This is a genomic window from Microlunatus aurantiacus (assembly GCF_039536605.1).
Taxonomy (GTDB): Bacteria; Actinomycetota; Actinomycetes; order Propionibacteriales; family Propionibacteriaceae; genus Microlunatus; species Microlunatus aurantiacus.
Genome location: NZ_BAAAYX010000002.1, coordinates 105,340 through 128,919 on the forward strand (window position 1 = coordinate 105,340; position 23,580 = coordinate 128,919).

Sequence of the window (23,580 nt, forward strand, 5' to 3'; positions counted from 1 at the left end):
TCGGACCCGCACCGTACTCGACCCTCGTCACCGGACCACGGGGGCCCCGGGCAGTGAGGACCCCGTCGTCGCCCAGGGCAGCGCCGGACCGGCCCCCAGCATCGCTCCCGGGGGCAGCCCTCCGAGCGGCTCCCGAGGTGGAGTGAAGCGGACCACGAAGCACGCGGCCGTCGCGCCGACGGCGAGGGTCAGGAGCCAGCCGCCGAGGACGTCGGTGGTCCAGTGGTAGCCCAGGTAGACCCGGGTGAAGCCGATGGCGACGGCGATCACGACCCCGGCCGTCACCACCGCCGCCCGGGCCCAGCGGGCGGTGAGGGTCGAGGCCAGGAAGGCGGCGCCGAGAACCCACACCACCGCTCCGCTGGTGGTGTGCCCGGAGGGGAACGAACCATCGGTGGCGGGTGCGCCCAGAGCCGCGGACAGGGGTGGTCGCTGCCGGGCGATCACCTCCTTGACCAGGGTCACGAAGGCCCCGGTCTCGACGACGGTGATCATCAACGTCAGCGGGAGGAGTAGGCGCCGGGTGCGCCACCACAGCAGGGCCGCGATGACCAGCGCGATGAGATAGACCACGGGGTACGAGCCCCACCGGGTGACGTCGATTGCCACCGTCGTGGCCAGGGCGGTACGGGTGGGCAGCACCATGGTCAGGACCGAGCTGTCGAGGACCGGTGGTCGCCCCAGCTGCTGCACCCAGAGGGTCATCAGGAGGAAAGCCACCCAGCCGAGGACAGCCACGACCAGCCAGCGACGACTGGTCACCGATCCGCGGTCCGACATCACCGACCCCTCCGTCCCCGCTGCGGCAGCGGTTCCACCCAGCATCGTCGAAACATCCTGAGACGACGCTGTGGGCGCTGCCACCGCGGAGGACTGACCGCCGCCGACCGGGTCGGGGCGCCCCTCAGGTCGGGCTCAGGTCCGCCGGCGGAGAATCCTCATGACAGCTGTCGAGCCGGAGGAAGAGACGTGAAGGTCTTGGTGGTGGAGGACGAGCACCGTCTCGCCACCGTGGTCAAGGAGGGCCTGCAGGCCGAGGGTTTCGAGGTCGACGTCGTCTCCGACGGCGTGGTGGGTCTGTGGGCGGCGACCGAGAACGGCTACGACGCCATAGTGCTGGACATCATGCTGCCCGGTCTCAGCGGCTACGACGTGCTCAAGGAGCTGCGGGCTCGCAAGGTCTGGGCCCCCGTCCTGATGCTGACCGCCAAGGACGGCGAGCTCGACCAGATCGACGCCTTCGACCTCGGGGCGGACGACTACCTCACCAAGCCGTTCAGCTTCATGATCTTGATCGCCCGGTTGCGGGCCCTGATCCGGCGCGGCGCTCCCGAGCGACCGGTGCAGGTCACCGTCGGGTCGCTGGTGCTCGATCCGGCGCGTCGGTCGGTGCAGCGCCGCGGGGAGCCGGTCATCGTCACCGCCCGCGAGTACGGGCTGCTCCACTTCCTGATGCGCAAGGCCGGAGACGTCGTGAGCAAGGCGGAGATCCTGGACAACGTGTGGGACTCCGCCTACGAGGGCAGCGACAACATCGTCGAGGTCTACATCGGCTATCTCCGCCGCAAGATCGACACCCCGTACGGTCTGACGACCCTGTCGACCGTGCGTGGTCTCGGGTACCGCCTCGACAGCGACCTGCACTGACACGGACCCTCACGCCGCCAGCCCGATCACCAGCCCCAGCCCGGCCACGGCGGTGGTCGCCAGCAGCGTGCCCAGTCCGTTGAGCAGGGCGGCGGCGACCCGGCGCTCCTGCACCAGCCGTACGGTCTCGAAGGTCGCCGTGCTGAACGTGGTGTAGCCGCCGAGGAAGCCGGTGCCGGCGACCAGGCGTACGGGGTCGGGCAGCAGCTGCGCCATCGCCAGCCCCGTCAGCAGCCCGAGCACGAACGAGCCGGTCAGGTTGACCACCACGGTGCCCAGCGGGAAGGCGACGGCGGACCGACTCCGCACGGCGGCGTCGACGACGTAACGGGCCACCGCCCCCAGACCTCCGGCGACCACCAGCAGGACGACGACGAGCGCGCTCATCCCGCCGCCGCGGGTCCAGGACGACGGGCGCCGAGCCAGATGCCCGAGCAGCAGAGCAGGAAGCCGACCACCACGGTGGTCGTGGCGCACGCGACCGCGGTCCCGGCCTCCCCGCCCCGGAGCAGCAGGTCCAGGTCGACCGCCAGGGCGCTGTAGGTGGTGAAGGCGCCGCAGAACCCGGTGCCCACGACCAACCGGGCGCGCCGCCGGACCGCGGCCCCCGGCCCGTCCTCCCCGCCGCGGGCCAGGGCCTCGAGCAGCAGCCCGAGGACGAAGGCGCCGACGAGATTCACTGCCAGGGTGGCCAGCGGCCAACCGTGTCGCTCCGGGACCACCAGGCTCGTCGCGTAGCGCGCCGCGGTGCCGGCCATCCCGCCCAGCCCGACCAGGCCCAGGACCGCCGGGGTCAACGGCGGCGGACGGGTCGACCCGCGGCTGCTCGCGGGTCGGTCCGGGTCGTTCGGCAGCTCCTCGCGCGGACCTCTCACGAACGACTGCCTCGCTCAGTGGTCATCGAGGACATCATCGCCCGCGTCCGCGGGTGTCGACGGACCGCGCCCGGCGCTCGGGACGAGGTGGAGGTGCTGAATTTGTCCGACCGCTGCACGTGGCTGAGCGCACGGGCGGCTGGCTAGCGTGGTTCAGCAGTGCCGCGATCAGCTTTCCCGGGCCGGTGGCGGCACTGCCCGTCGCGCGGCGACCGCTGGTGCGCCGCCCTGAGGGGACCGCGGAGGTGACCATGCGCGTGGGGGTGCGGCGCTGGCGGCCGGCGGTCATCGGACTCGCCGTGCTCGCCTCGCTCATGGTTGGCTGCTCGACCACGGCCCCGCCCGCCCCGAGCAGCAGTCCCGTGGCTTCCGCTGCCGAGACGCCTCACCCACCGACCGGCGTCGACTACGCGGCCCTGCAGCAGAACCTTCAGTCGCGGCTGGCGGCGGCGCCGGACACGCAGAAGGCGGTGCGGTCGATCGTGCTCACCGTCGACGGCGCCACGAAGATCTCGATCTACCGTGACCGGAAGCCGACCGATCACGCCCACGTGTGGTCGGTGACGAAGAGCGTCCTCAGCATCCTGGTCGGGATCGCCGTGGAGGAGGGCCGGCTCCGGCTCGATCAGTCACTGGCCGAGCTGCTGCCGGAGCACGTGGCCGTGATGACGTCGCAGCAGCAGACGATCACCCTGGAGCAGCTGCTGACCATGACGGCCGGGATGCCGGGCGACGACGGCGGCCTCAGCTTGGAGTCCGACGACCCGACCGGCCAGCTGCTCGCGTACGGGCTCAGCAACGACCCCGGCGCCACGTTCCTCTACTCCAACAGCAGCGCCCAGCTCGTGGCGACCGTGCTGCACCGGGCCATCGACAGACCGATCCTGGACTACGCCCGGGAGAAGCTGTTCGACCCGCTCGGCATCGTCACCCGGCCCGCGTGGGAGGAGAGCGACGAGAAGCAGGGCGGCGGCTTCGACCAAGCGGGCTTCGCCTGGATGCGGGACAGTGCGGGCACCCACACCGGGGCGTTCGGGCTGCGGCTGACCACGCCGGATCTGACCAGGCTCGGGCAGCTCTACCTGGACGACGGGCAGTGGAACGGTCAGCAGCTCGTCCCGGCGGACTGGGTGGCCCGCTCCACGTCCCCGCAGCTGACGCCGGAACAGGCGGTCGAGGGCCAGTACGGCTATCTGTGGTGGATCATCGACAACCCCGGAACGGGAGTGCGCGGATACGGAGCGGCAGGCTCGTGGTACCAGCGGATCATGGTGATCCCGTCGCGCCGGGTGGTGCTGGTGGTCACCGCTGAGGACGTCGACGTCCCCGAGGACGGCGTCGGTCCCGTCCTCGAACCCTTGCTCTTCGACGAGGTGCTCGCGCCGTTGGCGCGGTGAATCGGGACAGACCCGCGGCTCAACGGGCTCGTGGGCCGCGACACGCCGCGGGAGCACCACTGAGACCCCCGTTTGGCCCGCTCGGAGCCAGGAACCGCCGCCGCCCCGGTGCCAGCCCAGCCAGATTCAGCGCCAGCGGGACCAAGCGGCCTGCTTGGTGGTGCCGGAGATCTGCGCCACCTGGCTCCAGGAGCCGCGCTCGGCCACCAGCCGGGCGGCCTCGCCCAGGCTGGTCCCGACCAGACCGCTGAGGGCAACGAGCAGCGCGAACGACTCGGTGGTGCCCCGGCTGGTCAGCTCGGCCACGGCCGCCCGGATCAGGGCGTCGAGCTCGCCGTCGCTGAGCTGGTCCAGGGAGTCCTGCGGTGCGGCCATGGTCACCCATTCTCAGGCGTCGGCGAGCACCACGTCCACGGTGGCGTCGGGCGAGTCGAACGTCCGGGTCCAGCTGAGCTCGGGCCAGTGGTAGGTGACGCTCTGCTCGGCGGGCCGGTAGTCGGCGGTGAACAGCGTGCCGAACGACTGGCTGAACTCCCGGCTGTAGAGCGGCTTCTGCAGCATGGACAGCGCGATGTCGTCGGCGCTGGCCCGGTGGTCCAACAGGTCGTCCAGGTGGTCCAGCCGCTGGACGCTGCGGAACCGGGCGGCGTGGGCGGGGTCGAGCGGCGTCCGCCACCGGTGGTTGGTGGCGCACGGCTGCTCGCTGAACTCGACGGTCCGGCCCGGGCCGACGTGCGCGGTGCCGACCGCCCCCTCGGCGTCGAGCATGGTCAGGTTGTACGACATCGAGATCGGCAGCCGGCGTAGGGCGCTGACCGCCTCGTCCACCCGCTGGCAGGTCTCCAGCAGGTAGCGGACCACCAGGGGGATGCCGAAGCCCTCGCCGACCGTCCGCTCCCCGCCGAAGGTCAGGGACACGACCAGGCCGGAGCCGTTCATGCCGTCCAGCAGTCCCCACAGGCAGTCGCTGGTGCCGATCACCGGCTGCAGGTAGTCGGTCGAGATCGACACGCCCTCGAAGAGGGCGGGGGCGTAGTCGTAGTTGCGCAGCAGCGACGGCTTCGGGTCCGGCGTCACCACCTGGCTGCAGCCCGCCGGCAGGAAGGTCGGCAGGTTCCAGTGGGTGAGCAGCGCGGCGGCGTCCAGATCGTGTCCGGTCTGCTCGGACAGCTGGCCCCAGGTGGGCAGCAGCTCGGGCATGTGGTGCGCGAGCGCAGCCCCGGCGGTCCGCAGCCCGGGCCGGGCGGCGCGGCCCTCGGAGAGGTACCAGCGGCGGTACGCCGGCCAGGTGGCGTCGAAGAAGGCACGCCAGCGCGGGCCGGGCTTGAGCTCGCGGATGCCGTACATGGTCAGGGGGTACTGGGTCATGTCGTCAAGGATTGCTTGACGGTGGCGTCAAGTCAAACTTGACGGCGGCAGAGTGGAACCGGGAGTCGCGCACGATCGCGCACAGCGCTGCATTGGAGGCACAGGGTCGTTCGGACCCGGGCGGACGATCGTTCGGTCCGGTCCACCACAGGTGATCGTCACTGGACGGGGTTCCTGGAGGCGATTAAGGTGACCTCCGAGTGAACTGAGGATGCATGACCTCGCACTCGAACCCGGGGGGGAACACATGATCGACCAGGTCATCAGTGCGGGGCGCTACCGGGTGGGCCGACTGGTGGGCCGCGGGGGCATGGCACACGTCCGGCTGGGGCTCGACGTGCAGACCGGCCGAGCTGTGGCCGTGAAGTATCTCCTCGACGAGCTCCTGCACGACCAGGACGCCCGGCGTCTGTTCCAGGCCGAGGCGCTGACGGCAAGTCTCGACCACCCGTCGGTGGTACGGGTGCTCGACAGCGGTCATGCGAAGGACGCTGACACCGGAGTCTCGGTTCCGTACCTCGTGATGGACTTCGTTCCTGGGAAGACCTTGCGAGCACTGCTCCGTGAAGGAACGGTGGACCTCGACACGGCTCTCGACCTCGCAGTCCAGCTACTCGGGGCGTTGGCCTACTGTCATTCGGTCGGGATCGTCCACCGCGACGTCAAACCCGGCAACGTGATGGTGACTCCCGCAGGTCGCGTTCGTCTGGTCGACTTCGGCGTTGCGCGACACCCGGGTGACGCGAGCGAGCCGTCGGATGAGATCTCACGATTCGTCAGCAACGCCTACGCGTCTCCGGAGCAGGTGCAACGGCTGCCCGCTGACGCGCGCAGCGACGTGTACTCCGTGGGCTGCGTCCTGTACGAGGCGCTGACTGGCCGCCCCCCCTTTGCCGGAGAGGGAACGGAGGTGCTGATCGAGCGGCTGTTCGAGGATCCCGTGCCACCCAGCGAGCACAATCCTGACATCGACTCTGATCTCGATGCTGTCCTGCTGAGGAGCCTTCGGCGTTACCCGGGTGAGCGCTATCCCTCGGCCGAGGCGATGACCGACGATCTCGATGACATCATCCGGTCCCGGCGAGCGCGCGCCGTGCTGGCGCCGGTGGACCCCGCCGACACCAGTCCCACCGACGAGAGCACAGGCTGGGCGACGGTGACGGTGCTGAGACCGGCGCGGCGCCCGCCCCGTCGTCGGATGGTGTCCGTGATCAGCGGCGCTGCAGCCGCACTGCTCCCCATCGCCGGGTTCGGCGCGTTCCATCTCCGGGGCGCCGAGCTGGCCGACGGCGGCGCCGTCGCGGCGAGCCTGATCGGTGGCTCCCGCAGCCCGATCATGGAGAGGACGACGGTGGCAGGGCCTTCGGCGCCGCCGGGCAGCGACATCAGACCCGGAGCCGCCTTCCTGCTGAGCTCCGTGGCCGGAGCCACCTCGTTCACGTCCGCCGAAGGACTGACACGGGCGAAGGGGGCCGGCGCCCCCATCACGCCGATGCCGGATGACTCGGAACCCGAGCCCGAGTCGGTGGCCTCTGCGCCCGAAACGCTGACGCCCGAGCCGACGCAGCCGCAGCCGTCTGATCCGGAGCCGAAGCCGTCCGCACCGAAGCCGTCCGTACCAAAGCCGTCCGTACCGAAGCCGGGTGAGCCGAAGCCGGGTGAGCCGAAGCCGTCCGCACCGAAGCCGTCCGTACCGAAGCCGGGTGAGCCGAAGCCGGACAAGCCGAAGCCGAGTGAGCCGAAGCCGGACAAGCCGAAGCCGAGTGAGCCGAAGCCGGACAAGCCGAAGCCGAGTGAGCCGAAGCCGGACAAGCCGAAGCCGAGTGAGTCCAAGCCGGACAAGCCGAAGCCGAGTGAGTCCAAGCCGGACAAGCCGAAGCCGAGTGAGTCCAAGCCGGACAAGCCGGAGAAGTCCAAGCGGGACAAGCCCGATCCCAAGGACTCCACCGTCGGGTGATTCCGCCGACCGAACCTCAGCCCTCCGTCGCCGTGGAAAGTCTCGAGGTGTGACGCGACCGGCGGCCGTCGGACCGGCGCCTACCGGCTAGACCAGCCCGAGGCCCTTCTCCAGCGCGCCGATGATTTTCGGTCGCAGCTCCGCGGCGGCGATCACCTCGTCCACCGAGCCGACCTCGACGGCCCGGTGGATGTTGTGCTTGCGGTCGAACTCGGTCGCCACCTCGCCCAGCTTCTCGCTGCGCACGTCCCGCCGGACCTCGGCCAGCTCCGTGGCCAGGGCGGCCCGGGCCGCCCCCGACGCCGCCGCCAGCTGCTGGTCGAGGCTGACCACCCGCGGGTCCTTGGCGGTCCGGGCGTCGACGTCGCGGCTGAACACCACGGCCGCGGCCGGGGCGCCGCCCAGCACCGAGGCGTACGAGCCCTCGACCGCCAGGCTGGTCATCCGTGGGTTCAGCGCCTTGGAGAAGACCACGAACGCGCCGCCGTGGTAGCGGGAGATCACGCAGAACACGATCGGGCCGTCGAAGTTGACGATGGCCCGGCCGATCTCGGCGCCGTACTCCAGCTGCAGCGTGCGCATCGACTCCGGCGACCCGTCGAAGCCGGACAGGTTGGCCAGCACCACCAGCGGCCGGTTGCCGCTGGCCGAGTTGATCGCCCGGGCGGTCTTCTTCGACGACCGGGGGAACAGGGTGCCGGCGGTGTAGACGTCCGGTCCGTCGGTGGGCGGGAACCCCCGCCGGGGCACGGACTTCGACTCGATGCCGACCATGGCCACCGGCAGCCCACCCAGGTGCGCGTCCCAGACCACCGACGTCTCGGCGTCGGCCATCCCGGCCCAGCGCTCCTGCGTCGGATGATCTTGATCGGCGACGGCGGCCATCACCGTGCGGATGTCGAACGCCTTCTTGCGATCGGGGTTGGTGAGGGGGGAGAAGATGTCGCCGACCGTGGCGAAACCGGAGCCCTCCGGATCGTGCGGGAAGGTCGTCACGTCGCGATCATGGGGATCAGTCGTGTCGGCCCGCCGCGGACCGTCCTCACCCGGGGCCACGTACGCGTGGTCGTAGTGGGCCATCAGGATCTCGCGGGCCCCGGCCAGGTCGGGCGCCCAGTACTGCGCCTGCCCGTTCGGTCCCATCACCCGGTCGTAGCCGCCGATGCCGAAGTTGTCCTCGGCCGAGACACCACCGGAGAAGTCCAGGGACTGCTTGCCGGTCAGCACCATCGCCGAGTCCGGGGTCATGATCAACACGCCCTTGGTGTGCATCAGCATGGTCGCCTCGGCGTTCCAGTACGGCTGCGCGCCGACGTTGATGCCGGCCACCACGACGTTGATCTCGCCGCCCGCCTGGGTGAACTCGACGATCCGCTTCAGCGCCTTGGCCACCCAGTCCATGTTCTCGGTGCCGGACTCCATCGAGATCCGGGCGCCGGCGGACAGGGCGAACCACTCCACCGGCACGCCCATCTCCTCGGCCAGGTCGAGCGCCGCGATGATCCGGGCGCACTCCGGCTCCGCCACAGCGCCGAGGGCTCGCAGCGGGTCACCGCAGAGCAGCACCCGCCGTACGCCCTCGGGATAACGGTCGGTGGGGGAGGAGATGACCCCGGCGATGATGCCGGCCGAGTTGCGACCGTACGGGCGCTCGATGGGCGCCAGGGCACCGCTGCCGTCCAGGTCGTACTCGGTGGCGGTGCCACCCGGTCCGGCGATCATGGACTGCAGCTCGTACGGGTAGACCACGCCGCGCCGCTTGGCCCGCACCACCTTCTGGTCGTAGTCGTCCAGCGGCTTCAACCGGTGCAGCGGTGGCGCCCCCAACGTGGTGACGACCCCGGAGCCCGGTTGGTAGTGGAAGCCGGCGACCAGGGTCCGCTCGGTCCCGTCCGGCATGGCCACCGCGCCGCCGATCAGCAGCTCCTCGATGCCGGCGCCGGTGGTCATCGGCGCGATCTGCCCCTGCAGCGCGGTCAGCTGCTCGGGATCGGCGTCGATGGTCGGCCAGATGTAGACCCAGACGTAGTTCATGTCCAGCCGCTCACCGGCCGCGCCGGCCGCCGCCCGGACCCGACGGATCGCCTCGCGGCAGTTGGAGATCGCCCGCTCGGCGTGGGGCAGACCGATCACCTGTCCGTGCTCGTCCCGGACCACGGCGAGCTGGCGCACCTGGGCCAGGGCCACCAGCCGCTGGTCGGCCTCGTTGCCCGGCGCGACGCAGCGGTAGAGCAGGACGTCCTCGGGGGCGTCCAGCCGGGTGACGTCGAACTCGCGGAGCCGACCCAGGGTGAGGCGGCGCCCGACCATGGGGTGCACCCCGCGGACCAGGGTGTCCTCGACCAGGGCGTGGTCGGGGTCGGTGGCCTCGGCCTCGGGCCGGAAGATGAAGTAGCCGATCGGCCGTCCGGCGCCGGGGCAGGTGGCGATGCTGAACCGGCTCCCCGCGTGGGCCAGCCCCAGACCGGTGAGCCGTTCGCGGAGCAGGGCCGCCGCCCGGTCGGCGTCCTCGGGCGCCTCCGGCCAGGACAGGTAGAGGTCCAGCACGCTGCGGTGGCCGCTCGGGGCCTGGGCGATCTGCTCGGTCAGGGTGGCGACCAGGTCGCTGCCCGGAGCCAGCTCGTCGAACCGGCCGACCGTCGACACCAGGTGGGTCGGCCGCCGGTCGGTGGTGTAGTCGGCGACGGCCAGGGGACGCCCGTTCACGCTGACCTCGTGCAGGTCCCGCAGCTCGTACTCGCGGTAGTGCCGCTTGATCAACACCGCGAGCATCGGCTCGTCGTCGGGGATGGTCCCGTCGTCGATCCGGTCGGCCAGGAACCGCACGATCGGCTCCGGGATCGTCGACAGGGCGTCGATCTTGGTGTCCCGCTCGGGTCCGGCGGGCATCCCGGTCAGGGTCACCAGCTCGGCGGCGACGCTGTCCAGCACGCTCTGGCGCTCGGAGTCGACCAGCGGCTGGTCGTACCAGCGGAACCGCACGCTGCGGGCCAGCTCACCGACGACCGGGAACCGGAGCTGGGTGGCGGCGACCAGCCGGTCGAGGACGTCGCGGTAGGTCTGCTCCAGCTCCGGCGCCGGCGGCTGCTCGCCGATCCAGCGCTGCAGGATCGAGGTGGACAGCTGCAGGTCCGGTGCCCACCGCTGCTGGGCCAGGAAGACCCGGAAGACGGCGCGTTCCAGCTCGGGCGTGTGGTCCAGCTCGGTCACCCCGTAGTGCCGGAGCACCCGGCGGAGCTTCTCGCGGAAGTCGTCCGGCAGCGCGCCACGGTCGGGGTCCAGGCTGCGCAGGTAGGTGTGGAAGTGCTCCCGGGGGCTGTGCACCTGGTTCTCCAGGTGCAGGTCCTCACCGGCCGGCCGGTTGCGGGACAGGTCGGCGAAGTCGGCGAACGCCTCCAGCAGGGCGAGCTCACCGGCGAGCGGCGAGCGGCCGCCGGCCACCAGCTGGTCCCGGTCGGCCAGGTAGGCCTTGAGGGTGCTGCCGTTGTCGGTGGGGTCGACGTCGTAGCCGCGGAGCACCGCGTAGAGGTCGCGACGCCGGATCTCGGCCCGCGGTTCGGGATCCGACGACGGTGCCCCGTCGCCGGGCAGATCCAGGTCGATGGCCGCGGACTCCGGGGCCGCTGCCGCCTCGTCGGCGTCGCCCACCGGCTCCAGCCGGACCAACGGGGCGCCGGTCTCGACCTGGCTCCCGGCCGACACCAGCAGCTCGCGCACCCGCCCCGCGAACGGTGCGGTGAGCACCGTCTCCATCTTCATCGACTCCAGCACCAGCACCGGGGCGCCGGCCGCCACCTCGTCACCGAGCACCACCGGGGTGGCCACCACCAGGGCGGGGGCGGGGGAGCGGAGCACGCCCCCCTCGTCCAGGCTCACCCGGTGGGTGACGCCGTCGACCTCGACCAGCTGGACCGGGCCGTGGGTGGCGGTGACCAGACGGTGGGTGCTGCCGCCGACGGTCAGCCGGCTCTTGTACGCGTCCAGCCGATCCAGCTCGGCCTCGACCGCCTGCTCGTCGGCACCGTTGGCCACCACCACGCGGAACCGCTGCGGGCCGGTGCGGAACACCGTGACCTTGTACGCGTTGCCGCGCAGCTTGAGGTCGATGCCCCGACCCGTGCGGTGCTGGACCTGGGGGCGTCCGCCGCGGGCGGTCTCCACCAGCCGGGTCCGCTCCAGGGACTCCTCGGTCTCGTACGCCTCGATGCCGGCCGCAACCAGCGCCACGCCGGAGTGCCGGTGCGCCACCAGACCGCCCTCCGAGCGGACCCGGTCGATCCAGCCGGTGTCGGCGCTGCCGTCGATGACCTCCGGGGCGGACAGCAGGTCGAGCACGAAGCTCTTGTTGGTGGCTCCACCCTCGATCACGACGGTGGTCTCGCTCATGGCCCGACGCAGCCGGGCCAGGGCCTCGTCGCGGTCCCGGCCGAAGGCGATGATCTTGGCGATCATGGAGTCGAAGTCGGCCGGGATCGAGTCGCCTTCGCCGACGCCGGTGTCCACCCGGATCCCTGGCCCGGAAGGAAGTTCGAGCAGCGCGATCCGACCGGGGGAGGGGGCGAAGTCGCGGTCCGGGTCCTCGGCGTTGAGTCGGGCCTCGACGGCGTGACCGACCTCGACGGGTCGCTCGCCGGTCAGCCGGCCGCCGCCGGCGATGTGGAGCTGCAGCTTGACCAGGTCGGTGTCGGTGGTCGCCTCGGTGATCGGGTGCTCGACCTGGAGCCGGGTGTTGACCTCGAGGAAGGCGAAGAACTGCTCGCCCGGGTGGTACAGGAACTCGACGGTGCCGGCGCCGGCGTAGTTCACGGCCAGCGCCAGCCGCTCGGCCGAGGCCTTGAGCTCGGCCACCTGGCTGGGCGACAGCACGGGGGACGACGACTCCTCGACCACCTTCTGGTTGCGGCGCTGGACGGAGCAGTCCCGGACCCCGAGGGCCCAGGCGGTGCCCTGACCGTCGGCGATCACCTGCACCTCGACGTGGCGGGCCCCGGTGACCAGGCGCTCCAGGAACACGACCCCGGAGCCGAAGGCGCGCTGGGCCTCGTCGCGGGTGCGCTCGTACGCGTCGGCCAGGTCGGCGTCGGAGGCGACCATCCGGATGCCGCGCCCGCCGCCGCCTGCCGTCGCCTTGAGCATCAGCGGGTAACCGATCGTCGCGGCCGCCGCGGTGGCGTCCTCGAGGGTGTCCACGCCGCCGCCGCTCCACGGGGCGACCGGGACGCCGACCTCCTCGGCGATCAGCTTGGAGCCGATCTTGTCGCCGAGCTTGCGCATGGCTGCGGGGCTCGGACCGATGAAGGTGACCCCGATGCGGGCGCAGAGCTCGGCGAAGTTCGGGTCCTCGGCCACGAAGCCCCAGCCCACCCATGCCGCGTCGGCCCCGGTCTCCACCAGGGCGCGCTCCAGCACCGCGTAGTCCAGGTAGGGGCGGTTGGCGGCCGGTCCGAGGTCGTACGCGAGGTCGGCCTCCCGGACGAACATCGCCCGCCGCTCGCCCTCGGTGTGCAGAGCCACCGTGGCGATCCGGCCGCCGTCGGGGCCGGCCTGCGCGTTCAGATCTCGCACCGCGTGGATCAGCCGCATGGCGGCTTCGCCACGGTTCACGATGGCAATGCGCGAGAACATCGAGTGTCTACCTCCGGAGGGCATCGGCGTTGAGACCCGAGGCGCGGGCGTCTCAGAGACGCAGCCTGCCACCTTTTGCGCTGCGGGTCTTGCCGGGGCTGTCCGCCGGCGTCCGTTTCGGGTCCGCCGTCGGCCGGTGAGGGCCGAGGGACCGACGACCGACCGGGCCGCCGTCGGCGGGGACCCGCGGTGGCATCATCGCGACCATGGACTCCAGCCGGGATCGTGACCCGCAGGGACGGGCGCGCCAGGCGCGGCCGCGTGACCGGCTGGGACGACCGCTGGCGTACGGGAGCGTCGGCGTCGAGCCGGTGTCGGAGGAGCCGCTGCCGCCGCTGGAGACCATCGAAGGGGCGCGGGCGCTGCTGATCGAGGGTCGGCCGTTCTCCGCGCACGAGGTGTTCGAGGCCAGATGGAAGGACGCACCGGACGCCGAGCGCGACCTGTGGCAGGGACTGGCCCAGCTCTGCGTCGGCAGCACCCACCGGGAACGGGGCAACGCCTCCGGGGCGCGGACCCTGTGGCAGCGGGCACTGAGCCGGCTGAGCGCGTACGCGACCACGGGTCAGCCGCGCTACGGACTGGACCTGGACGCCCTCACCGACTGGCTGACCGGGCGCCTGGCCGCGCTGGACGCCGATCCCGACACCCCGGTGGATCCCGGACTCCCACCGCTCTGACCGACGGCTGCTCGAGCAGCCAGGTGGTCCGAGTCGGGAGGCCTCCCGTCGATCCGTACGGCGTACACGTCGCCGGAGCGACCGTCGGGCAGCGTCCGCAGCCGACTGATCATGGTCGGCGCGTCCACCCAGTCCGGGTCCCACCAGCTGTGCGTCTCCACCCGCGAGCGCCGGAACCGGTAGTCACCGAGCGCGGTCAGCCGTTCGACGCAGGCGACGGCCCGCTCGACGGCCGCGGGGAGGTACTCGAAGGACAGCGAGGCCAGAGGCCGGCTGAGACCGCCCAGCGCCTCCTGCTCGAAGCCCTCCACGTCGATCTTGGTGAACCGCGGCTCGCCGTGACGGTCGATCAGCTCGTCCAGGGTGACCAGGGGCACCGACAGCGCCGTCTCCCACCGCACCCGGGCGAAACCCGGGTCGTCCGCCACCTCCTCGATCCAGCCGGCGGCGAAGCTGGACACGGTGGGGGTGCGGGCGCTCAGGTGCAGCGTGCCGGTGCCCGTCGTGGCCGCGACCCCGCACTGCTCCAGCCGCACGTGCGCATCCCGGCCGTACAGCAGGCGCAGCACGGTCATCAGGTGCGGCTGCGGTTCGACCGCGACGACGCGGGCGCCGAGTCCGCGGAAGACGCTCACCCGGTTGCCGACGTGCGCGCCGACGTCGAAGGCCAAGTCGCCGGGGGAGAGGAACTGCCGGTAGAACCGGGTCAGGCGGCGGCGCCGCCAGAACGGTCCGTAGTAGACGGCCAGCGAGCGCGCCAGGCCGAGGGCGCGGGCGACCCGCACCGCTGTCGTCACCGGCTGAGCCGCCGTTCGCTCCCCCACCGGCGCAGCGACCCGGACTCCCAGGAGTCTGGGTCGAACGGCGACAGCCCGAGGGCCACGGCGATCTCGTCCCCCCGTCGGTGCAGGACCAGACCGCGTTCGGACCAGAGCTCCTGACGCCGGGCGCGACCGAGGTCGGAGCTGATCACCGCCGGCGCCGGGCCAAGATCATCCGGGGCGTCGGCCGGCGGCCGCAGACGTCGGATCTCCAAGCCCACCACGGCATCCCCGAGAACCCAGAGCGTGAGTCCGTCCGGACTCGCGGTGCCGCCGGGGTAGAGCGCGAACTGGGTCGACTCACCACCGACGCCGCCGCCGCGCAGCTGCTCGGCGATCTGCGCCGTCGTCTCCACGACCGTGGTGCCGGACCGGTCGCCGACCTCCAGGGTGCGGTCGTGCGTGGGGCCCCGGGCACGAGCAGCCCCGTGGTGGGGGCCGACGGCGGCAGCGACCCGGCGGCGGGGAGACCCGGGTTGGCGCTCACGATGTCGGTCTCGGGAGCGCCGGTGAGGATGCTGACGGCACTCACCGAGCGTACGGTCGTGGGGATGGTGACCCGCTCCGGGGCGAGGAACGTCTGGGGGCCGGGGGCGGCCGGATCGATCATGTCGCCGTTCGGCTTCAACCCGATGTGCGCGACGTGGCCGAGGAAGAAGGCGGCAGGGACGGCGTGAAGCCGACGGTGGACTGGATGGTCTCGGCGTGACCCAGGTGCTGCCGGTACTCACCGGGCTGGACACAACGGGCGACAGAATGGGACTCATGCCGACGTCGGACCCCACCATCGCCCGGGTCGATCTGGTCGACCTGCCGACCCGCTATCCACGCACCGTCGGCCGGAACGCGCGGCTGAGCAGCCACGGCAGCGGCGGGACGTCCCGCGTGGCCATCCTGCGCACCGACACCGCCAGGACCGGATGGGGCTTGGTGGAGCAGGCACCGGCCGGGGACTGGGACGGGCTCGTCGTCGGGCGGGCCGTGTCCGAGCTGATCGACCCGGAGTCGGGGATCCGCGAGGACGCCCTCGGCTTCCTGGACGTGCCGCTGCACGATCTGCTGGGCCAGGTGCTGGACCAGCCGGTCCACGCAGTGCTCGGTTCCCGCGGCGAGACGACTGTCGAGGTCTACGACGGAGCGATCTACTTCGACGACCTCGATCCCGACGACGATCCCCGGGGTGGGGCGGTCCTGCTCGACCAGTGCCGTGCCGATGCGGCGCTGGGCTATCGCGCCTTCAAGCTCAAGATCGGCCGTGGACACCGCTGGCTCGACCGGGCCGCGGGCGACCGCCGCGACATCGAGATCACCCGGGCGGTCCGCGACGCCTTCCCGACCGCAAAGATCCTGGTCGACGCCAACGACGGCTACGACCTCGACGGGATCCGCCGCTATCTGGAGGCCGTCGCGGACGTCGGTCTCTACTGGGTGGAGGAACCGTTCACCGACGACGCCGACGACCTGGCCGAGCTGCGGGCGCAGCTGGACGCGATCAGCCCGGCGACCCTGATCGCGGAGGGGGAGACCGATCCGGACGTCGCCTCCCTGCTCCCGATCGCGGGTCGCGGCCACCTCGACGTGCTCTTGATGGACGTGATGTCCTTCGGCCTGAGCCCGTGGCGTCGGATCCTGCCGACTCTGGTCCAGCTGGGCGTCTCCGCCTCGCCCCATGCGTGGGGCCGGCCGCTGAAGACCATCTACGCGGCCCATCTCGCTGCGGGGTTGGGAAACGTCGCGATCGTCGAGGGTGTCCCGGGGGTCACCGATGGGGTCGACACCTCCGCGCACGTGTTCGCGGACGGGCGGATGACGCTGTCGGAGCGGCCGGGCTTCGGCCTGCCGGTTCCGCGAACGTGACACCGTCGCCGGGTCGATGAGGCGGGTGGCGGAGGCCGGGTGCCAGAACCAATGGTCGGCCAGATCGATCACCTCACCACAGTGGGCGGACGGGCGGCAGCTCACCGTCGTCGGCGCTGATGACGCTCACCAGGTCGGCGCGCAGCGCGGCGAGGCGATCTTCGCCGATGACGTCAGCCCAGCGGTTCTCCAGCTCGGTGTAGATCCCTTCGGCGGTTTCCTGAAGCTGACGGCCATGATCAGTCAGCTCGATGGGCCGGACCCGGCCGTCACCGGTCGTCTCCCCACGGCGGGCATAGCCCGCCTCCAGCAGGGCCTCGACGAGCTTGCTGGCGGCCTGCTTGGTCATCCCCATCAGGACGCCGAGCTCACTGCTCGACAGGGGGCCTTCCCGTAGGGCGAGCAGCGCGAACCCGTACGCCGGCCGCACGTCGGTCCAGCCCCGACGCGCAAGCTCCGCGTGCAGGTCGGTGATCAGCTGCCGGTACGCGATGGCGAACAACCGGGCCAGAGGCAGCTGGACGTCGTCGGCGGCCTGGCTCACTGGGCCCACGGCGGGGTGAGGAGGGTGCCGTCGTCGAGACGGGCCTGTCCGCCCACCGGCAGGCAGCACAACAGCTCGAGGGGATCGTCGCCCGGATTAGCGAGCGAAAAGGGGACGCCCGGTGGCACGACGATCGCGTCTCCGGCCCCGGCGGACGCCTGGGTGACGTCGATGGTCACGTCGGCGGACCCCGTGAGCACGACGAAGATCTCCTCGCGGGTGAGAGCGTGTGGGGTCGGCTTGGTGCCCGGGGCGATGGACACTCGCCAGACAGACGTATCGGAGGTGCTGCCGCGGCTCGGGGTGGCCAGCGACGTGAAGGTGGTACCCGCGAGCGTGTGGGTGGGTGCGGTCGGGGCGTGGATGACGGGCATGGATGCTCCTGAAAGCCGATGGTGGTCAATTGTGTTGACTATCCTCGCCGAGGACAGTCGAGATCGTCAACTAGATTGACGATTTTCCTCGGCTCCTGGCACGAACTCAGTCGCGGCTGCGCTCCCGGCCATGCATTTTCGCAGCCTCGCTCGGTGTCAAGCGTCACGCCTTGATGTCGAGATGGACTCTGCTGAACAGTCCGGAGATCGGCTCAGCGCTCGTGGTTCCCGCGATAGCGATCAGGCCGGTCGCCTGGGTTGTACTTCGTCTCGACTCGTCTGAGCTTTGCCTCCCCGACCTGCGCGAGGTCGATCTGAAGGACATCCGCGAGCCGCACCAGGTACAGGAGGATGTCCGCGATTTCGTCCTCGACGCGGTCGCGTAGTCCGACCGAGGCTGCCTTCTCGACAGCCTGGTCCGCTGGCAACCACTGGAACAACTCGCTCAGTTCACCTACTTCGCCAACGAGCGCGAGGATCAGCGACTTCGGGTCGTGGTAAGACTCCCAAGCTCGGTTCTTTGTGAAAGCTCTCATCCCGTCTCGGAGCGCGGTGAGGTCGCTCATTGTGCCGGCACCACGACATCAGGGACGAGGTTACGCAACATGCCCTGAGTCTCGGCGTCGGTGGAGTAGATAAATGCTCCTCGCATCCCCCGAGTTAATAAGACTTTGTAGGTGTTACGTACGGCCCTATCGAAGTCTTCGGCAGGTGCGCGCTTTACCTGAGAGTCGTGGCTTCGCTCTGGTTGGGCCACCCAGCGATCGTCCCGCCAGACCAGATCTGGACCGATGATCACGCCGGCGTAGTCGTATTCGAAACCTTGCGCGGTATAGACACATCCAACCTGGCCGAACCCAGCAGCATCGGAGGCCCAGAAAGGGGTGCCAGGAGCGCCCTCATGAGATGTCTCCTTCTTGTTGTTCCACGGCTTGTGCCAGTCGCCGATCTGAACATCAAGCCGCAGGGGACGCCCTGTTTTCGCGTCGCTCCAGGGCTAGCAATAGCCGGCCGCGATGCGCGCGCCGTATCCCTGGTCGAGCATCTGATGCAGCCGCGCCTCCATCAACGACGGCTCCTCGGCCACCCCAAGGCTGAACGTGTCGTCTCCCTCCCATGGCAACGGTCCGCCCGGCTCCAAGCCCAAGAGACGGAGCACCCACTCCTCGTACAGACGGCTGCCGCCGCAGCGGAACTGTCCGTCGAGATCGACCTCACGCACTGTGAGCCCGACTCGATCGGCCGCTGCTCGGATATCGGCGATGGTCCCGATCTCGCCAGGTCGCACGACCTGGTGTTCGTCGAGTAGGAAGACGGGTACCCGCGCCACAGCGATCAGTTCGTCGACCTGCGGATGGCCGGTGCGCAGCCGGGCCGGGGTGTAGCGGTTGCTGGATGTCGCCCGAATCCGGTGCGCCTCATCGCAGATCAGCACGTCGAGGCTGTTCCATTCGGCGTCGCCGAACTGGTTGAAGAACTTGAACATCTCCTTTACCCGGGGCGCCCGTTGACCGGCAACCCGGCGAAGCGTCTTCGTGAACGCGCTGGATCCAGTGGCGTGCAGGACGCTGCGGCCCTGTCGTGACAGCTCGCCGACAAGGGAGAGAGCGATCACACTCTTGCCGGAACCGGGTCCGCCAGAGATGACGATCACCTCCTTGGTGTTGGCCCGAAGGCTGCGCTCGACCGCGCGCGTGACAAGCTGATGAGCAACTTGCTGCTCGTCCAGCAGGACAAACTGCTCCCGACTCTGCACCTCCTCGGCAGCGAGCGCCAGCAGTTGCTTGCTTGGCCTGATCACCGACGAGAGCAACAGGTCTGCGACATCGGCCCCTGATTCCGGCGCCAGTCGGTGCTGCAGGTAGCGGAGGAAGTCGCCACGGCGTTGGCTTGTGAACATGCGACCCTGCTCGTCGGGTTCGAGTTGCCATAGGCTTCCGACGTCGCCATCCGTGGCGTTGTGCAGGTACGCGACGCCGCAGACTGCCGACGGTGATGTGCTGAGTGCGGCCGCAAAGTCGCCTAGATAGCTGCAGTAGCGCCGGACCTGTTCGACGGGGTGCAGTCGCTCACCTAGCCCCTCAAGGACGCACACAGTTTCAGAGTCATGCAGCAGATGAGCCGAAGACCACTGCTTGAGCTCTACCAGAACATACTGAGGATGCCGGGTTCGCGGGCGCCGACCGCAAAGCACTGCATCGACCCGCTTGCTGGTCATTGGCAGCTGGTACTCAACAAGCACCTCCACCTCGGCCAGTCCGGCCTCGTCCAGATCAGTGGCGAGGACGTCCAAACTCCGCCCCCAGGACTTGATCTCGCTAGGCGACGGTCGGTGCCCGATCTGGTGGCGGAACTGTTCGGTCAGTGTGGGCACGAGCGACCCGTTGGCGGTCTTGGCACGAATTGAGCTAACCGACCCACGGTAGAGCGGCACGACAAACCCCAGGAAGTACGAGGACTTCCCGTGCGGGTGGAGGCTTGCTCAATGCGCGCCTGTCGGGCCGAACGGATGACTGGACGAGCCTATCCCAGGCTGCGGCGGCCGATGAGGAGAGTGCGCAGTCTGAAGGGGTGGTTCGACGGTCGGAATCGAGGCCGTACCGTCCGGGGCATCCGAGCGCTCGAATCTTCACAGAGCGCGACTGTCCGAGACTTCAGCTGGCAGCGCGGAACTGCCGATAGCGGACGTCCAAGCGTTCGCGGTCCGGTCGATCGACCCGGCGCTGCGGCAGGGTCAGAGCGCGGCCGTTCATGGCCTGGAGTCCGTACTGCAACATGGGTCCGTCGGTCGTCTCGAGCAGTTCGCGGTTGACCTCGACCACGAAATCGGGATTGATCCCGACCAGGTCGGCGTCGTACGCAGCGTGATGGATCTTGCAAAGGCTCAGACCGTTCGGCACCACGGGGTCGCCGTCGGTCTCCGCGTCGCCGATGATGTGGGCGGCTTCAAGCAGCCGCCCCAGTCGGAGGTTGCAAATCGCGCATTGGGTCGCGTACGCCTGAAGGACGCGACCGCGGAACTCCGCCTGATGGAGTCGTCGCCGTACGAGCTGTTCGACGTAGCTGCGCTGAGGACCCAGGTCTGGATTCGTCATGAACCGCACGCTCTCGTCGAGCGACAGTACGAACTCGTGCCGAGCGGTGTCGTCATCGATCACGTATACGGGGAACACGGGCACAAAGGTTCCGGTGTTGATCTTCCGCAGCAGGATGATCGGTAGCTCGAGCTCGTACGCTCGGCGCAGTTTGGTGTTGTCTCCGTGGATAGAGCCCGCACGGTAGGCATACCGGAAGAGTGCACCGTCCAGCTCGCGGTCGTCATAGGGGCCCTCCGGGGACGAGACGACCGACAGAGTCGCGGCAAGATTCCGCGGGTTCCAGATGCCCTTCGAGGTGTCGATGATCCGGCGACGTTCGCCATCGACCATCAGGCCGGACAGTTGCTCGCGAGTGAGGAACCCGCGTGCAGCCGTCTCCTGGGTCAAGGCGTGCATGATCCGGTGCCGGAGAACTAATTCGGCTGCCGTATCCATGGCGTTGAGCTTGGCAGACGGCTCACACCTTGACCAGCCCGCAGTGCAGCCGAAAGCCGAGGGAGCTGGACTACTGAAGGGTGGGTCGGCCGGCACAAACCGCCAAGGACCGGCCGCCGCTTCAGCCGTTCCCCAACGAGACCGTCTGTCCCTCCACCGTCTTGACGATCTTGCGGATCGGACCCAGACCCGCAGGTCGAAGTGCATGATGCCTGCCCGGAGCCGATGGTGTCGTCGCCGAGCCAGGTCAGGCCGCCACCCGTCGCGCTGGTCAGGGCGGACACGAGTCGACGGTCCAGGTGCAGGAAGCCCGTTTCCGGCTGGTTCCACTCCTTGGCGCCGGCTCCTGGGCCGTCCACTGGCGCGACCTGGCGCGGCGCGACCGCGCTCGTTCCTGGCTGGTCACGGGGGCCACGGTCACGCCGGCAGCCCGTCGGCGCAAGACCGTGACAGGCACTGTGCCCGATCGGGCACGAGCCCTCGCTGCAGCACGGTGAGGGACCCGGAGGGAGCCGGACCGACCTACCCCCGTCGCCGGTCCGGCCCCCTTCGGTTCCCCGGCCCGCGGCGGGACGGGAGAGAAGAGAACCCACGACCTCCGCGGCGACTCGGCCCGCCGCAGGACCGGGCCGAACCGTCGCCGATGGCAGATATCTTGCGGCAATCGTTGCTGTAGCGCAAGCATTTGTTCCAACTGCGGTGACCGGCTGAGGTGCGAAGCGCGGCTCGTCGCCAGCGCAGATCACGGTCCCGCCAGCACACCGGTGATCTGGTGCTCACCGGACCCGACGAAGCCGGACAGCCCACGAACCAGCGCCGCGCGGTCTGCGGCCGACATGTCCGCGAGGACCCGGGTGAAGACCGACCGTCGGTGCGCAGTCACGACCTGCAGCAGCTCCCGCCCGGCAGCCGTCACGGTCAGCGCCACCCGGCGTCGGTCGATCTCCGAGTCGCGCCGATCGAGCAGACCGGACCGGACCAGCCGGTCACACAGGCGGCTCGCGTTGGAGATGTGCACGTCCAGGAGACGGGCCACGTCGGCGTTGTTGAGCGAGCCGACCTCGGCTGCCACGGTGAGCACCCGGAGCTGGGGGAGGGTGATCCGGTCACCGAGCTGGGCCACGGCCTCGGCCGTGACCGCGGCGAAGACCCGGGCGGCGCGGAGGACCTGCTCGACGTCGTCGGCGATGTCGTCCACGTCGTCTACGTCGCCCTCTCGCTCGCACCCGACGGTCCGAAGCGGCGGGCGAACGCATCTTACGGCGACCCCACCCGTGACCTCCGCGCCACCAGCTGGTCTGCGTCGCCAACCGCACCACCGGCGACGCCGCGAGGCCCAGGCGTACGTCCCGTCGAGCCTGTCAGGCCCGCTGCGCTCTCGCACGGAGATGGCCGTCGAGGCAGACCTGCTCCAGCTCGTCCCACTGGCCGGCCGATCGACCTGGTCGGTCATTCGAGGGGTGCATCCGACTCACCCCACTCTCAGGAAGTACCGAGACTCAGGTTTATGACGTAAAACGGCAGGGGATCGACCATGACTTTGACCCGACGACACTTCCTCGCGGCCACGGCTGCTGCGGCTGCGGTCCCGACCCTCGCGAGCTGCGGTGGCTTCTCGACCGCCGGTTCGGACTCGGGCGGCGCGAGCGAGGGCGGTGCGCTGACCTTCACCACCTGGGGCACCGACAGCGAGCTGGCCGGTTTCAAGAAGGCCATCGACGGCTTCCAGGCGGCGAACCCCGGTTCCACGGTGACGCTGAACGCGGTCCCGTACGAGCAGATGTTCACCAACATCGACGCCCAGCTGCAGGCCGGCAACCCGCCCGACGTGTTCCGCGTCCCCTACTACACCTTCGGCGCGTACGCCGGCCGCGACCAGTTGCTCGACCTGAGCAGCCACCTCCCGGGCGACTTCGCCGACCGGTTCACCCCGCAGGCGTGGGCGGCGGTGCAGAACAGCGGCAAGCCGTTCGGCGTGCCGCACCACACCGACACCTCGGTGATCCTCTACAACAAGGACGCCCTCGACGCGGCCGGGGTGAAGAGCGTGCCCACCACGCTGGAAGACGCCTGGACCTGGGACGAGTTCGCGAACCTCGCCGAGACCCTGCGCAAGAGCCTGCCCAGCAGCAAGTACCCGTTCGCCTACAACTGGCAGGGCAACGGCGTCACCCGCTGGCTCAGCTGGTTGTTCGAGGCCGATGGTCGCTTCCTGGCCGAGGACCTGATCGCGCCGGCCATCGACTCCGACGCGGGGCGCCAGGCGGTCGAGTTCACCTCCGGCTTCTTCGCCAAGAACTTCGTGCCGAAGAACAACTCGGTCAAGTCGACCACGTACGCCGCGGACACCTGGTACGCCCAGACCGCCGCCATGACCTTCGGCGGCGCCTTCTTGATCCCGGACGCCGAGTCCACCCTCGACTTCGAGTGGGGGGCCACGTTCTCCCCGCGCAAGGTCCGCTCCGCCGGCGACTTCGGCGGCAACGCGTTGGTCGCCACCAAGGCCTCCGCCAAGCCGGAGCTGGCCGCCAAGTTCCTCGACTTCGTCACGACCGAGGGGCCGATGCGCGACTTCTGCGCATCGTCCTCGCTGCTGCCGACGCGGGCCGACCTGGTCGAGAAGGGCATCGAGTTCGCCGTCCGGCCGGAGCTGTCGCCGGTGTTCGTCGGACAGGCCTCCACGGTGAAGGCTCAGGACTCCAGTCAGGTCGCCTCGCCGAACATGTCCAAGATCATCACGGTGCTGAAGGACCAGCTGGAGCAGGCCTTCGTGGGCGGTCAGGACGTCGACGCCACGGTGAAGGGCCTGTCCGACGGCATCGCCGCCGCCACCGCCTCGTGAACCCCAGCCCTGTGAGCCCCAGCCCGGTGATGCCCGGTCCTGTGGCTGCCGACCCGGTGG

At 70.1% G+C, this 23,580-nt stretch carries 20 protein-coding genes and 1 pseudogene; 7 read left to right on the forward strand and 14 right to left on the reverse strand.

Annotated features, from left to right (window positions below):
* Nucleotides 1–27 precede the first annotated feature (27 nt).
* Complete coding sequence (locus ABD714_RS00590) at nt 28–780, reverse strand: phosphatase PAP2 family protein (protein ID WP_344810322.1); 753 nt, start codon at nt 778–780, stop codon at nt 28–30.
* Between the two features lie 189 nt (nt 781–969).
* On the opposite strand from ABD714_RS00590, the gene ABD714_RS00595 reads away from it, so the two are divergent.
* Nucleotides 970–1,647: a response regulator transcription factor gene (locus ABD714_RS00595; protein WP_344810323.1), complete on the forward strand. Its 678-nt coding sequence runs from the start codon at nt 970–972 to the stop codon at nt 1,645–1,647.
* A gap of 9 nt (nt 1,648–1,656) precedes the next feature.
* Here ABD714_RS00595 and crcB read toward each other — a convergent pair whose 3' ends face one another.
* Nucleotides 1,657–2,034 carry a fluoride efflux transporter CrcB gene (gene crcB, locus ABD714_RS00600; RefSeq protein WP_344810324.1) on the reverse strand — a complete coding sequence of 126 codons (378 nt, stop codon included), beginning with the start codon at nt 2,032–2,034 and terminating at the stop codon, nt 1,657–1,659.
* On the reverse strand, nt 2,031–2,522 hold the full coding sequence (locus ABD714_RS00605; protein ID WP_344810325.1) for a fluoride efflux transporter FluC: 492 nt from the start codon (nt 2,520–2,522) through the stop codon (nt 2,031–2,033). The genes crcB and ABD714_RS00605 overlap by 4 nt, the downstream gene beginning before the upstream one ends.
* 251 nt (nt 2,523–2,773) lie before the next feature.
* On the opposite strand from ABD714_RS00605, the gene ABD714_RS00610 reads away from it, so the two are divergent.
* Nucleotides 2,774–3,919 carry a serine hydrolase domain-containing protein gene (locus ABD714_RS00610; RefSeq protein ID WP_344811252.1) on the forward strand — a complete coding sequence of 382 codons (1,146 nt, stop codon included), beginning with the start codon at nt 2,774–2,776 and terminating at the stop codon, nt 3,917–3,919.
* 126 nt (nt 3,920–4,045) lie between these two features.
* On the opposite strand, the gene ABD714_RS00615 is transcribed toward ABD714_RS00610, so the two are convergent.
* Nucleotides 4,046–4,294, reverse strand: a complete 249-nt coding sequence (locus ABD714_RS00615) for a hypothetical protein (RefSeq protein WP_344810326.1) — start codon at nt 4,292–4,294, stop codon at nt 4,046–4,048.
* 12 nt (nt 4,295–4,306) lie between these two features.
* Nucleotides 4,307–5,287, reverse strand: a complete 981-nt coding sequence (locus ABD714_RS00620; protein ID WP_344810327.1) for a C45 family autoproteolytic acyltransferase/hydrolase — start codon at nt 5,285–5,287, stop codon at nt 4,307–4,309.
* 247 nt (nt 5,288–5,534) lie between these two features.
* Between ABD714_RS00620 and ABD714_RS00625 the strand changes: the two genes are divergently transcribed.
* Nucleotides 5,535–7,244, forward strand: coding sequence for a protein kinase domain-containing protein (locus ABD714_RS00625; protein ID WP_344810328.1), 1,710 nt, complete (start codon nt 5,535–5,537; stop codon nt 7,242–7,244).
* Between the two features lie 87 nt (nt 7,245–7,331).
* On the opposite strand, the gene ABD714_RS00630 is transcribed toward ABD714_RS00625, so the two are convergent.
* The gene (locus ABD714_RS00630; protein WP_344810329.1) at nt 7,332–12,869 is read right to left on the reverse strand and encodes an ATP-binding protein; all 5,538 of its coding nucleotides are present in this window, start codon (nt 12,867–12,869) and stop codon (nt 7,332–7,334) included.
* 206 nt (nt 12,870–13,075) lie between these two features.
* Between ABD714_RS00630 and ABD714_RS00635 the strand changes: the two genes are divergently transcribed.
* Complete coding sequence (locus ABD714_RS00635) at nt 13,076–13,549, forward strand: DUF309 domain-containing protein (RefSeq protein WP_344810330.1); 474 nt, start codon at nt 13,076–13,078, stop codon at nt 13,547–13,549.
* Here ABD714_RS00635 and ABD714_RS00640 read toward each other — a convergent pair.
* Both ABD714_RS00640 and ABD714_RS00645 read right to left on the reverse strand, forming a co-directional pair.
* Entirely contained in the window at nt 13,444–14,346 is a 903-nt protein-coding gene (locus tag ABD714_RS00640; RefSeq protein ID WP_344810331.1) for an FkbM family methyltransferase, read from the reverse strand. The genes ABD714_RS00635 and ABD714_RS00640 overlap by 106 nt on opposite strands.
* The gene (locus tag ABD714_RS00645; RefSeq protein ID WP_344810332.1) at nt 14,343–14,726 is read right to left on the reverse strand and encodes a hypothetical protein; all 384 of its coding nucleotides are present in this window, start codon (nt 14,724–14,726) and stop codon (nt 14,343–14,345) included. Before ABD714_RS00645 ends, ABD714_RS00640 begins: the two co-directional genes overlap by 4 nt.
* A gap of 42 nt (nt 14,727–14,768) precedes the next feature.
* On the opposite strand from ABD714_RS00645, the gene ABD714_RS00650 reads away from it, so the two are divergent.
* Both ABD714_RS00650 and ABD714_RS00655 read left to right on the forward strand, forming a co-directional pair.
* The gene (locus ABD714_RS00650) at nt 14,769–15,047 is read left to right on the forward strand and encodes a hypothetical protein (RefSeq protein WP_344810333.1); all 279 of its coding nucleotides are present in this window, start codon (nt 14,769–14,771) and stop codon (nt 15,045–15,047) included.
* An 88-nt stretch (nt 15,048–15,135) separates the two neighbouring features.
* Nucleotides 15,136–16,227 carry a mandelate racemase/muconate lactonizing enzyme family protein gene (locus tag ABD714_RS00655; protein WP_344810334.1) on the forward strand — a complete coding sequence of 364 codons (1,092 nt, stop codon included), beginning with the start codon at nt 15,136–15,138 and terminating at the stop codon, nt 16,225–16,227.
* A gap of 73 nt (nt 16,228–16,300) precedes the next feature.
* On the opposite strand, the gene ABD714_RS00660 is transcribed toward ABD714_RS00655, so the two are convergent.
* The 6 genes and pseudogenes from ABD714_RS00660 to ABD714_RS00685 form a co-directional block, all read right to left on the reverse strand.
* On the reverse strand, nt 16,301–16,771 hold the full coding sequence (locus tag ABD714_RS00660) for a MarR family winged helix-turn-helix transcriptional regulator (RefSeq protein ID WP_344810335.1): 471 nt from the start codon (nt 16,769–16,771) through the stop codon (nt 16,301–16,303).
* Nucleotides 16,768–17,145 (reverse strand): cupin domain-containing protein, encoded by a 378-nt coding sequence (locus tag ABD714_RS00665; protein WP_344810336.1) that lies wholly within the window; start codon nt 17,143–17,145, stop codon nt 16,768–16,770. Before ABD714_RS00665 ends, ABD714_RS00660 begins: the two co-directional genes overlap by 4 nt.
* A 212-nt stretch (nt 17,146–17,357) precedes the next feature.
* Nucleotides 17,358–17,711 (reverse strand): nucleotide pyrophosphohydrolase, encoded by a 354-nt coding sequence (locus ABD714_RS00670; RefSeq protein WP_344810337.1) that lies wholly within the window; start codon nt 17,709–17,711, stop codon nt 17,358–17,360.
* Nucleotides 17,708–19,363, reverse strand: a pseudogene (locus ABD714_RS00675) (DNA/RNA helicase domain-containing protein). Before ABD714_RS00675 ends, ABD714_RS00670 begins: the two are co-directional and overlap by 4 nt.
* A 436-nt stretch (nt 19,364–19,799) precedes the next feature.
* Nucleotides 19,800–20,678, reverse strand: coding sequence for an HNH endonuclease (locus tag ABD714_RS00680; protein WP_344810338.1), 879 nt, complete (start codon nt 20,676–20,678; stop codon nt 19,800–19,802).
* A 742-nt stretch (nt 20,679–21,420) separates the two neighbouring features.
* A complete protein-coding gene (locus ABD714_RS00685) occupies nt 21,421–21,876 on the reverse strand; it encodes a MarR family winged helix-turn-helix transcriptional regulator (RefSeq protein WP_344810339.1) in 456 nt (151 codons plus the stop codon).
* 336 nt (nt 21,877–22,212) lie between these two features.
* Here ABD714_RS00685 and ABD714_RS00690 point away from each other — a divergent pair, with 336 nt between their 5' ends.
* Nucleotides 22,213–23,520 carry an ABC transporter substrate-binding protein gene (locus ABD714_RS00690; RefSeq protein WP_344810340.1) on the forward strand — a complete coding sequence of 436 codons (1,308 nt, stop codon included), beginning with the start codon at nt 22,213–22,215 and terminating at the stop codon, nt 23,518–23,520.
* The last annotated feature ends 60 nt before the right edge of the window (nt 23,521–23,580 follow it).